Here is an 11738-nt window from a genome sequence, read left to right as displayed (position 1 = left end):
TTGACGGAGGGTCAGCGGTTCCGGGGTGGGCCGGCAGGCCCTACGGGCCGGAGCATGCAGGGATGTTGGGGTGGATGCGGGAATTCCGGGGCCGGGGGCGTCCGCACCCGCGCCGGCGGGAACTCCCGCGCGCCGCCCCCGGGTCGGGGAGGTGCGCGAGTGAGGTCCACCGCGACGGCGCCACGGGCGGCCGCGGCCGCTCCCGCACCCGGCGGGGTCACGCCGCGGCCGCGGTCGGGCCCGGGCCGCTGGGGTCCGTTCCGACTGCAACAGGTCGTCCTCCTCCAGCTGGCGGTCGCCGCGCTGCTCGTGGCCCGGGCGGCCGGACCGCTGCTGCTGGCGCCCGCCGGCGCCCTGGCGGTGGTCCTGGTCCCGCTCGCCCTCGTACGCCGCCGCCGGCGCTCCCTGCCCGAATGGATCGGCGGCGCCCTCGCGCTGCGCGCCAGACGGCGCAGGGCCGCCTCCTTCATCCTGCCCTCGGGCACCGAACCGGGGCTGGCGCCGCTCGTCGAGGCCGATCCGGCACTGCGGACCACGGCCTTCGGGGACCGCGACCGGCGCCCGGTCGGGCTGGTCGGCGACGGGACCTTCCTGACGGCCGTGGTCCAGGTGGACACGGACGCCACCGCGCTGCGGCCCGACCGCACGGAGCGGCCGCTGCCGCTGTCCCTGGTCCGGGACGTCCTCGAGGTGGACGGCATCCGGCTGGAGTCGGCGCAGCTGGTCCAGCACACCCAGCCCGCCCCGGCCCCGCACCTGCCTCCCCGTTCACTGGCGGCGCTCAACTACGCCCCCCTTCAGGCGAGTACGGGCAGCCCGGCGGTGCGGCTGACGTGGATCGCGCTCAAGCTCGACCCCGAGCTGTGCCCGGAGGCCGTCGCCGCGCGCGGCGGCGGCCTCACGGGCGCGCGGCGCTGTGTGGTGCGGGCGGCCGACCAGCTGGCGAGCCGGCTCACCGGGGCCGGATTCCGGGCCACCGTACTGACGGAGCAGGAGCTGACGGGCGCGCTGGCGACCTCCTCGTGCGCGAACCCGATGGCGATCACCCGGGCGGGGCGTTCGGCGGGTGGCGGCCGGCGCACGGAGGAGACCCCGCGGACCTGGCGCTGCGACGACCGGCGCCACACCACCTACTGGATCGGCCGCTGGCCGCAGCTGGGCGGGGACGGGCCCGGGCTCCCCCAGTTCGTGGCGCTGCTCACCTCGCTGCCGGCGCTGGCGACCAACTTCAGCCTGACGATGGCCCCGGCCGGGCGGCGGGGCGTGACGCTGACCGGGCACGTGCGGGTCACCGGACGCAGCGACGGGGAACTGGTCGCGGCCCGGCGGGAACTGGAGCGGACCGCGCGGGGCGTACGGACCGGACTGGTACGGCTCGACCGGGAACAGGTGCCGGGGCTGCTGGCCTCGCTGCCGCTGGGAGGAGCGCGATGAGCGGCGGGGTGCGGGGCGGTTTCGGGCTGGTCGGCCCCCGCCGGGACCGGCACGTGCTCCCCGCGGCGGACCTGGACGCGCTGGCGCTGCCCGTCGGGGACGACGGGGTCGTCATCGGCGTGGACGCCGGGGGAAGGCCTGCGGTGCTCGGCGTGAACCGGCCCACGCCGTACGAGATCACGCTGATCGGCGGGCTGTGGACCGCCCAGGTACTGGCCCTGCGCACGGCCGCGACCGGGGCCCGGGTCGCGGTGGAGACGGGGCGCGCGCCGGTGTGGTCCGCGCTGGCCCGGGCGGCCGGCGGCGGCCAGCCGTGCGTGACCCTGCACGACGTGGGCCGGGTCCCGCCGCAGGGCGCCTCGGCGGGGAGCCCGGTGCTGGTGGTCCGGGACTGCGGGATGCGGCCGCCGAGGGGACGGGTGGCGGCGGGACCCTGGCAGTCGGTGCTGACCCTGCTGCCGTACCTGAGCCCGGCCGCGCCCCGGCTGCTGCGGAACGCGTCACTGGCCGGGGTGCAGCGGGTGTCGCCGGACGAGGCGGCGCGGATCGGGGCGCTGATGCGGCTGCCGGAGGCGGTGGTGGAGTCGCTGCCGACCCTGGGGGACGGGGTGACGCTGTGGTGCACGCCGCGGGACCGGAGGTTCGTGATGACGCGGGGCACGGAAGCGGAGACCGGACTGCTCGGCGCGGCGCGGCGGATCGACTGACGCGGTACGGGATGACGGTTGCCCCGGGCCCGGGCGGCCTGTAGGCAGGAGTACGGGGGCCCGGCCTCGGGGGCTTTCGGGCGCCGGGCGCGATTAGGCTGGGCGCGGGCGCGGCGTCGAGGTGGGCGCCGACCGGTGTTCGACAGACCAGGAGGACCAGTGAGCGGCGATCGGAACGAGAGGCGCGGCGGGACGTGGGACGTCCCGACGGACGATCAGTCCGACGCGGAGCCCGAAGTGACGGGCGAGTTCACCATCGACTACACCCCGCCGGCCTGGTACACCCAGGGCGCTCCCGCGCCGGCCGCGCCGGTGGCGGGGCTGCCCGGGCCGCCCGAGGGCAGCGGCTTCGAACCCCACCGCCCGGCCGACGTGGTCTCGGCGCCGACGATGCGGATCGCGCCGGTGTCGCAGCGCCCGGCCGGCGCCGACGCGCCCGCGGTGCCGTCCGGTTCCCACGCGGCGTCCGCGCCGGCGGCGTCGCCCGACCCGTTGGCCGCCTTCCCGGCGCAGGGCGGGGCCGCGTCGGGGGCGCCCGCGTTCCCCGCGCAGGAGGCGCCGGGCCGGGGACCGGCGTTCCCCGCGCAGGGGGCCGGGGCACCCGAGGCGGGACGCCCCGACGCGGCTCCGGCACCGTTCCCCACCCCGGCCGGGACCCCGGCGGCGCCCCCGGCCGGGCCGGCCGGGCCGGCCGGCGCGCCGGACCCGGCGGCCCTCGCCGCCTCGGGCGAAGCGGGACCCGCGGAGCCCTCCGCCGCCCGGCAGGACGCGGGCACCGCCGAGGCGTCCCGGGGACCGGCGCCGCTGCCCGCGCTGCCCGCGGACACCCCGGCGGGCTTTGCCGCCGCACCCGCGCAGGCGGAGCCCCCGGCCCCCTTCACGGTGCCCACCGTGGCCCCCGTCGCCGTGCCGGCTCCGTTCGCCGGGGCCGAGCCCCCGGCCGGCGACACCGCGGCGCCCGCGCCGTCCGAAGCCCCGGCGGCGCCGGCCGCACCCGTCGCCGCGTCCGGGCCGGACGGGGCCGACGGACCCGACGGGCCGGACGGGACGGCGTCCCGCGCGGAGGCGGCCCCCGCCGCCGCGCCCGCCCCGGTGGACGCCGTACCCCCGGGGTTCGCGGCGGCCGCCGGGGAAGCGGCGCCCGCGCCCGCGCGGACGCCCACCCCGACCGGGGGAACTCCGGTCCCCGGGCCCGCGGATACCCCGTTCGGGGGACCCGGTGCCGAACTCCCGCCGCTGCCGCCCGCGTTCGCCTCCTCGGACGCGCCCCGGGGCTACGGCTTCCCGCCCTCCGCCCCGGAACAGCAGCCGCAGCAGCAGGCGCAGCCCGAGGCGCAGTCCGAGGCACCCCAGGGCTACGGTTTCCCGCCCGTCGCCCCCGACGCCCAGCCGCAGCCGCAGCCGCAGGCACCGCACGCACCGCAGGGCTACGGCTTCCCGCCCCTCCCGCCGCAGCAGCAGCACGCCGCGCAGCCCCCGCAGGAGTACGGCTTCCCCCAGCAGCACCAGCAACCGCAGCAGCCCCAGCCGCCGCAGCCGCAGTGGCAGCAGGGTCCGTACCAGCAGCAGCCCCACCCCGGCCAGGGCCCCGGCGCTCCGCTCGGCTACACCGCCGCCGTGGAGCTGTCCTCCGACCGCCTGCTGCGGGCCAAGCAGAGGCCGAAGCCCACCCGCTCCGGGTTCCGCTTCGGCGGCAAGGCGGCCGAGGCCGACCGCCAGCGCAAGCTGGAACTCATCCGGACCCCGGTGATGTCCTGCTACCGCATCGCCGTCATCAGCCTCAAGGGCGGCGTCGGCAAGACCACGACCACCACCGCCCTCGGCGCCACCCTCGCGACCGAGCGCCAGGACAAGATCCTGGCCATCGACGCGAACCCGGACGCCGGCACCCTCGGCCGCCGCGTCCGCCGCGAGACCGGCGCGACGATCCGCGACCTGGTCCAGGCGATCCCGTACCTCAACTCGTACATGGACATCCGGCGGTTCACCTCGCAGGCCCCCTCGGGCCTGGAGATCATCGCCAACGACGTGGACCCGGCGGTCTCGACGACCTTCAACGACGAGGACTACCGCCGCGTCATAGACACCCTGGGCCGCCAGTACCCGATCATCCTGACCGACTCCGGCACCGGACTGCTCTACTCCGCCATGCGCGGCGTCCTGGACCTCGCCGATCAGCTGATCATCATCTCCACGCCGTCCGTCGACGGCGCGAGCAGCGCGAGCACCACGCTCGACTGGCTCTCCGCACACGGGTACGCCGACCTCGTCTCGCGGTCGCTCACCGTCATCTCCGGCGTCCGCGAGACCGCGAAGATGATCAAGGTCGAGGACATCGTGCAGCACTTCGAGACCCGCTGCCGCGGCGTCGTCGTGGTGCCGTTCGACGAGCACCTCGCGGCCGGCGCCGAGGTGGACCTCGACCTGATGCGGCCCAAGACCCGGGAGGCGTACTTCAACCTCTCCGCCCTGGTCGCGGAGGACTTCGCACGCGCCCAGCAGCAGGCCGCGCAGGCCCACTGGGGCGCGCCCCAGGGCCAGCCGCCGGCGCCGCACCCCCAGCAGCAGCCGCAGGGCGGCCCGTACCAGCAGCCGTACGGTCAGCAGCCGCAGGCCCAGCAGCCGTACGGTCAGCAGCCCTACCCGCAGCCCGGCCAGCCCTGGCAGCAGCAGCCGCCGGCCGCCCAGCCGCCGCAGTACCCCGGTCAGCCCCCGCGCGACCCGCGCCTCGGCTAGCGGATCCGGATACGCGGAAGGGCCCCTGCCGTCCTGGGACGGAAGGGGCCCTTCGCCGTGTGTCAGGAGCGCCGTTCAGCGCCGCGCGGCGTCGAAGGCGTCCGTCAGGACCCGCGCCCGCTTCACGTCGTCCGCGATGGCCTCCAGCAGCCCGTCGAGCGACTCGAACTTCGCCATCCCCCGCACGTAGGACAGGAAGTCGACGGACACGTGCTTGCCGTACAGGTCCAGTCCGACACGGTCGATCGCGTACGCCTCCACGGTCCGCTCGGTGGCGTCGAACTGCACGTTCGTACCGACCGAGATCGCCGCGGGCATCCGCTCGCCGTCGGCCGTCAGCCAGCCCGCGTACACCCCGTCGGCCGGGATCGCGGTGTGCGGCTGCGTCTCCACGTTGGCCGTCGGGTAGCCGAGCTCGCGCCCGCGCTGCGCGCCGCGGACGACGATGCCCTCGACCCGGTGCGGGCGGCCCAGGATCTCGGCGGCGCCCTCCATGTCCCCCTCGGCGACGAGCCTGCGGGCCAGGGTGGAGGAGAACGGCACGCCGCCGCCCGCCTCGCCGCGCTCGACCAGGTCCACGACCTCCACCTCGTAGTCGTAGGTGGAGCCCAGCTCACTCAGGAAGTCGACGTTCCCGGCGGCCCGGTGGCCGAAGCGGAAGTTCGGGCCCTCGATCACGGCGCGCGCGTGCAGCTTGTCGACCAGCACCTTCACGATGAAGTCGGCCGGGGACAGCTGCGAGAACTCCGCCGTGAACGGCAGGATGAGCAGCGCGTCGACACCGAGACCGGCCATCAGTTCGGCCCGCCGGTCGTACGGGGCCAGGATCGGCGGGTGGCTGCCGGGGCGCACGACCTCGCTCGGGTGCGGGCTGAAGGTGACGACGACCGCCGGGAGGCCCAGCTCGTGGGCTTTCGCCACGGCGCGTCCGATGATCAGCTGGTGTCCCCGGTGCACGCCGTCGTAGGAGCCGATGGTGACGACGCTGCGTCCCCAGTCCTGGGGGATGTCCTCCAAGCCACGCCAGCGCTGCACTGTGACCGCTCCTCGCCCGAACCCGTGTAGTCCCTGTACCGATTGCCGATTGCAGGTCTAAGACTGCCATGCCGTCGGCCGGTGCCCCGCATCGGCTCTGGCCGGAATCCCTCCCCGCCTCACGTAATGTCCGGCGCGGCCCTACGAAGAGTCTCCACGGTACGCCGGGCGCCCGGCCCGAGCAGCGCCGCCGCCTCCGTCGCGGCCTCGGTGAGCCAGCGGGACACCAGCGCCCCGAACACCGGATCGGCCCGGGCCAGCTCCACCGTGCGGTGCTCGAAGACGGCCGGCCCGCCCGGTGCCCGCAACAGCTGCCGGCCGGTGCGCCGCAGCAGCTCGCGGGTACGGACCTCCGGGCGCCGGTGGCTCCCGGCGGCGAGCCCCGCCAGGAAGGCTCCGAGCACGTGCGGGTCGGTCTCCTCGCGCAGCAGTACGTCGGCCAGCTCGGCCCGCAGCGGGTACGAGACCTGCGCCCCGGGCGCGGCCAGCACCCCGGCCAGCGCGGCCCGCACCTGCTGCGGGCCGCCCCGCAGCAGGCCGAGGACCAGGGGCCGCAGCACCGGGCCGGCCGCCGGGCCCTGGTCCAGGCGCCGGTCCACGAAGGCGGCGGCGTGCGGGGCGTCCCCGGGGCGGCGGACGAGGTGGTCCCGTACGAGGTCCCCCGCGCGGCGGGCCAGGCCCGGGGTGGTGAGCCCGGCGAGGGCGCGGATCACCTCCCCGTCGGCCCGGTCCCGCAGCGCGGCGAACACGGCGTCCTGGTCGGGCAGTACGGGCAGTGCCGCGACCAGCGCCGAGGCCGGCAGCCGGGTACCGCCCGCGGGGTCGCGGAAGCAGTCGAGGGCCTCGGGCAGGCGGCGGGCCCGCGCCTGGGGGTCGCGGAGCAGGATCGCGAGGGCGCTGCCGCGCAGGCCGGTGTCGCCGGGGCGGTCGAGGAGCGCCTCGGCCGCGCGGCGCAGCAGCTCCCGGTCGGCGGGGGTGCGCACGTGCGGGGCGGTGGCGGCTCCGTACGCGGCGGCGGCCACCCGCCGTTCGGGCCGCTCGTCCCGCGCCCAGCGGGCGACGGCCCGGCACAGGGCGGACGGCTCGTCCTCCGCGAGGACGGCGAGGAGTTCGTCGGCCCGCGGGTGCGCGGCGGCGACCAGGGCCTCGGTGAGGTCGTCCACCGCGAGGCGGCGGTGGGTGTGCAGCAGGGCCTGTGCCGCGGTGGCGACGGTGGCCCCGGGCCGGCCGCGCAGCCGGCGCTCGTCGGTGAACCAGGCGCAGACCAGCGGCTGGACGGTCCGCGGGGCTCGGGTGAGGCGGCGGGCGGCGGCCTCGAGGTAGCGGTGGTCGGAGGGCAGCAGGCGGCGCAGCAGGTCGAGGCGGTCGGACTCGGGGAGCCGCAGCCCGTTCCAGAACCAGCCGCCGAACTCGCCGGAGCCGGCCCGCGCCACGTGTTCGGCGAGGGCGTGCAGGACGGGCAGGTGGGCGGTGGCGTCGGGAGCGCCGAGCAGGGTGCCGCGCAGCAGCCGGGAGGCCCACCACGGCCGGTCGGGGTGGACGGGGTCCGGGGATCCGGCGGCGCGTCGTTCGGCGAAGGTGTTCAGGGCGCCCACCAGGGCGTCCAGCGGGGCGCGCGCCTCGGCGGGCGGGAGCCTGCGCAGGGCTTCCAGCACGGGTCCGATGCGGTGCCGGGGCACGGGCGGCCCCGCCGCGGCCGGACCGCGGTGCACGAGGTGGTCCAGGGCGCTCGGGACGTCGAGGTGCGCGGACTGGAGCCAGTCGGACAGCTCCTCGTGGGCGAAGCGGTAGCCGGGGCCCGCCGGGACCAGCAGGCCCTCGGCGAGGACGGCGGAGGCCCAGCCGGTGCGCCAGGGGAACAGTTCCTCGAAGACGGCCCGGTCCAGCTGGCCCTGCCCGGGGCCGAGGCACCGGCGGGCGGCCTCGTGCACCCGCCCCGCCACCCGGGCGGCCAGCCGCCGCACCCCGGGGCCGTGCACCCCGGCTCCGCGCCCCGCGGCGGCCGCCGCCGCGATCCGGACGGCGACGCGCAGGGCGACCAGGTCCAGGTGCGCCGCGAAGACCTCGTCACGGCCCGGGCGGCCCGTCGTGACCTCGGCGGCGCGGATCCCCGCGAGCAGGCGCAGGGTCAGCGGGTGCCCGGCGTCGGCCTCGCTCACCGCGTCGTCCGGGATCCCCAGCCGGGCGCGGGCCGTGCGCGCCTCCTCGGGGGTCAGGTCGCCGACGGGCAGCGCGGGCGGCAGCCGCCGGGCGGGACGGGCCGGGGTGTGCAGCAGCTCCGGCGGGTAGAGGCCGCCGGCCCGCTCCCAGTACTCGGGCCGGGCCGCGACCACCAGACGGGCCCCGGTGCGGCGCAGCCAGTCGGCGGTGGCCGCGGTCCACGGCTCCAGGCGGTGGGCGAGGCCGGGCGGCATCTCCTCGGGGGCGTCCAGCACCACCAGCAGCGCCCGTCCGGCGGCGGCCGCGAGCCGGGCCACGCGCTCGGCGGTGCCCCCGGGGGACGGGTCCGCCGGCGGGGCGAAGCCGGCCGGGGTCCCGGGGAAGGCGAAGCCGGAGGGCGCGCCCCCGGAGGGCCCTGCCGGGGCTCCCCCGGCGCCGCCCGGCCGGACGCCCCCGGGCGGCCCGGGCGCGGGCGCGGCCGGCCCGGGCGGCGGGGGCGCCGGCCGGGCCGGTGCGGCGCCCGCGGCGGAGACGATGCGGCCGGCCGCCGCCAGCGCCCGGGCGGCGGCGTCGGCCAGCGAGCCGTCGCCGTCGCGCAGGTCGGCTCCGCGCAGCCAGAGCGTCGGCGCGGGACGGGGTCCGCGGGCCCGGTCGGCGGCCAGGGCGGCGAGGGCGGTGGTGCGGCCGGTTCCGGGCATTCCGACGAGGCCGAGTACGGGGGCCTCCCCGGCGGTGAAGGCGGCCAGTGCGGCGGCGATCCGGGGGCGCGGCACGTGCTCCGGCGCGGGTTCGGCGGCGCCGGACGGGGGGAACGCCGTGCCGAGGGTGGTGGCGGTCAGCTCCAGGGCGCCGGCCAGGTTGAGGTCGTCGCCGTAGCCAGGCACGGTGGCGTAGTTGCGCTCCAGCAGCGTCGCGAGGGGGCTCCCGGGGGCGGCCGCGGCGGCCGCGCGCAGGGGGACGGCGAAGCTCCCGGAGCGGTGCTCCGCCCGGAGAGCGGTGCCCAGTACCGCGAGCACCGCTCCGGTCGCCGCGTCGAGGACCGGTCCCCCGCGGACCTCGCCGCCCAGCCGCAGGGCGTCCCGGCCGGCCGTCCCGATGGCCAGCTCGACGGTGGCGGGCAGCCGTCGGGAACCGTCCGCCGAGGTGTAGGTGACCTCCGCACCGGCCCCGAGCACCCGCGCCTGGCGCCAGCCCCGCGCGGGCAGGCGTACGTACGTCCCCGGAGTGATCGCCTCGCGCATCGCCACGGGCAGCGGCCGCACGCCCAGTCCGTCGCTGCGCACGAGGGCCAGCCCGAGCTCCGGCAGGGCGGTCACGTCATCGGCCCCGGCCAGCCAGGTCCGCTCCCCGGCGCCGGACGCGCGCAGCACCACCCGTTCGAGGCCGTCGACGGCCTCGTGGCTGGTGATCACGGTGCCGCGGTCGTCGGCGACGAAGCCGGTGCCGCGCGGCCGTCCGGCCGCGTCCCGGACCGTCACGAGTTCCGCGGCGCCCGCGAAGGGGCCGGAGCGGGCACCCCTCGTACCGCCTGTGACCTCGTCCCTCATCGCCGCACCACTCTCCCGCCGCGGGACCCGTGTGCACGACGGTAGGCAAGTGAAGATCAGCGCCGGAAGGACGCCCGGCGAAAGCGCCCCCCTACGCTCCCCGCCTTCACTCCGAGCGCCTGCTCGAAGGGGTGAATCCGGGGCCGCGTGTGGATAGACAGTTATCCGAGGGGGGTCGTGGAGCGGTGAGCACGGTCCGTGCGCGCTCACCGCTCCACGTCAGGCCCACGACCCCACGCCGTTAGGGCGAGCGGCCGGGCGGACGGACGCGGCCGGACGGCCGGACGAACGTCAGACGAAGACCGCCAGGGACTTGGCCTTGCCGCCCTTGCTCTCCACGAGCCCGAGCAGCTTGCCCTCCGGCCCGTAGACGGCGACGGTCCGCCCGTCCTGGTAGGCGTCCGGCATCTCGATCCGCACGCCGTTGGCGAGCAGCGAGGCCCGCCGGGCGTCCAGGTCCCAGCGCGCGAACGCGGCGGCGGCCGCCTCGCCGATCGGCATGACGGTCAGCTCCTCCTGGAGCTGGTCCAGCGTGCGCGCCCGGTCGAGCTTGTACGGGCCCACCCGCGTGCGCCGCAGCGCCGTGAGGTGGCCGCCCACACCCAGGTCGGCGCCCAGGTCGCGGGCGAGGGCGCGGATGTACGTACCGCTGGAGCAGACGACGGAGACGACGAGGTCGACGACCTTGGTGCCGTCCTCGGCCTCGCCCTCGCGCATGTCGTACACCTGGAACGACGAGATGGTGACCGGCCGGGCCGGGATCTCGAAGTCCTCGCCGTCACGGGCGCGCTTGTAGGAGCGCACGCCCTTGATCTTGATGGCGCTGACCTTGGACGGGACCTGCATGATGTCGCCGGTCAGCTTGGCGATGCCGGCGTCCACGGCCTCGCGGGTCACCCCGGAGGCGTCGGCGGACGAGGTGATCTCGCCCTCGGCGTCGTCCGTGAGGGTGTTCTGCCCGAGCCGGATGGTGCCGAGGTACTCCTTCTCGGTCAGCGCGAGGTGGCCGAGGAGCTTGGTGGCCTTCTCGACGCCGAGGACGAGGACGCCCGTCGCCATCGGGTCGAGGGTGCCGGCGTGGCCGACGCGCCGGGTCTTGGCGATCCCGCGCATCTTGGCGACCACGTCGTGCGAAGTGAAGCCGGACGGCTTGTCGACGATGACAAGCCCGTCCCGGGGGCCCCTCCCGGCGCTAGCCGGGGGAGTCTGACCTGCGTTGGTGCTCATTCCGCGGCTGCGTCCTCGTCGTCCTCGTCGCCCGGCTTCTTGTACGGGTCGGCGTCGCCGGCGTACTTCGCGCCGGAGGACACCTCGCGCACCTGGGCGTCGGAGGCCCGGGCCTTGTCGAGGAGGTCCTCGATGGTCTTGGCGTTCTCCGGGAGGGCGTCCGCGACGAAGGTCAGGGTGGGCGTGAACTTGGTTCCCGCCGCCCGGCCGACCGCGGAGCGCAGCACGCCCTTGGCGCTCTCCAGGCCCGCTGCCGCGCTGGCCCGGTCCTCGTCGTCGCCGTAGACCGTGTAGAAGACCGTGGCCTCCCGCAGATCGCCGGTGACCCGGGTGTCCGTGATGGTCACGTGCGTACCGAGGCGGGGGTCCTTGACTCCGCGCTGCAGCTTCTCGGCCACCACCTCCCGGATGAGGTCCGCCAGCTTCTTCGCCCGCGCATTGTCGGCCACTGGTCCGTCTCCTTCTTTGTTGCAGACAAGCAATCAGTCTTCATCACCGTGGTACCGCCGTCTCACGGACAGCAGCTCCACTTCCGGACGCGCCGCGACCAGCCGCTCACAGCGGTCGAGCACGTCCGATACGAACGCCGCGTCCCCGCTCACCAGGGCGACGCCCAGACGGGCCCTGCGGTGCAGGTCCTGGTCTCCCACCTCGGCGGCGCTCACGGCGAACTTGCGCTGGAGCTCGGCGACGATGGGCCGGACGACGGAGCGTTTCTCCTTCAGCGAATGAACGTCGCCGAGGAGCAGGTCGAAGGACAGAGTCCCCACGTACATGCAGTTCCGGATATCCCGCCGGTGCGGGTTCGGTGGCCTGCCGGCCGACGCTCGGCAGGGTCACCAGAACCGTACACGCAACGGCCGGGGCCGATCGACGGATATTCCGCCGACCG

At 76.9% G+C, this 11738-nt stretch carries 8 protein-coding genes; 3 read left to right on the top strand and 5 right to left on the bottom strand.

What is annotated here, in order from left to right; translation table 11 throughout:
* Positions 1–159: 159 nt before the first annotated feature.
* From eccE to ACZ514_RS09775, 3 genes are all read left to right on the top strand, one after another.
* Entirely contained in the window at positions 160–1434 is a 1275-nt protein-coding gene (gene eccE, locus ACZ514_RS09785; RefSeq protein ID WP_469124466.1) for a type VII secretion protein EccE, read from the top strand.
* Positions 1431–2141 carry a hypothetical protein gene (locus ACZ514_RS09780; RefSeq protein WP_468166777.1) on the top strand — a complete coding sequence of 237 codons (711 nt, stop codon included), beginning with the start codon at positions 1431–1433 and terminating at the stop codon, positions 2139–2141. The genes eccE and ACZ514_RS09780 overlap by 4 nt, the downstream gene beginning before the upstream one ends.
* Positions 2142–2300: 159 nt before the next feature.
* Positions 2301–4877 carry an SCO5717 family growth-regulating ATPase gene (locus tag ACZ514_RS09775; RefSeq protein WP_469124465.1) on the top strand — a complete coding sequence of 859 codons (2577 nt, stop codon included), beginning with the start codon at positions 2301–2303 and terminating at the stop codon, positions 4875–4877.
* A 75-nt stretch (positions 4878–4952) separates the two neighbouring features.
* Here the strand turns inward: ACZ514_RS09775 and ACZ514_RS09770 are convergent, their stop codons facing one another.
* The 5 genes from ACZ514_RS09770 to ACZ514_RS09750 form a co-directional block, all read right to left on the bottom strand.
* A complete protein-coding gene (locus ACZ514_RS09770; protein ID WP_468695558.1) occupies positions 4953–5912 on the bottom strand; it encodes a bifunctional riboflavin kinase/FAD synthetase in 960 nt (319 codons plus the stop codon).
* Positions 5913–6031: 119 nt separating this feature from the next.
* On the bottom strand, positions 6032–9619 hold the full coding sequence (locus tag ACZ514_RS09765; RefSeq protein WP_469124464.1) for a serine protease: 3588 nt from the start codon (positions 9617–9619) through the stop codon (positions 6032–6034).
* A gap of 291 nt (positions 9620–9910) precedes the next feature.
* Entirely contained in the window at positions 9911–10846 is a 936-nt protein-coding gene (gene truB / locus ACZ514_RS09760) for a tRNA pseudouridine(55) synthase TruB (RefSeq protein ID WP_468695562.1), read from the bottom strand.
* Complete coding sequence (rbfA, locus tag ACZ514_RS09755; RefSeq protein WP_362394283.1) at positions 10843–11295, bottom strand: 30S ribosome-binding factor RbfA; 453 nt, start codon at positions 11293–11295, stop codon at positions 10843–10845. The genes truB and rbfA overlap by 4 nt, the downstream gene beginning before the upstream one ends.
* Positions 11296–11328: 33 nt before the next feature.
* Positions 11329–11622, bottom strand: coding sequence for a DUF503 domain-containing protein (locus ACZ514_RS09750; RefSeq protein ID WP_388941856.1), 294 nt, complete (start codon positions 11620–11622; stop codon positions 11329–11331).
* Between the last annotated feature and the right edge of the window lie 116 nt (positions 11623–11738).

This window comes from Streptomyces sp. NPDC034086 (assembly GCF_055575515.1).
Note: the sequence above shows the minus strand (reverse complement) of the source record. Positions and strands in the feature narration are given on the sequence as shown.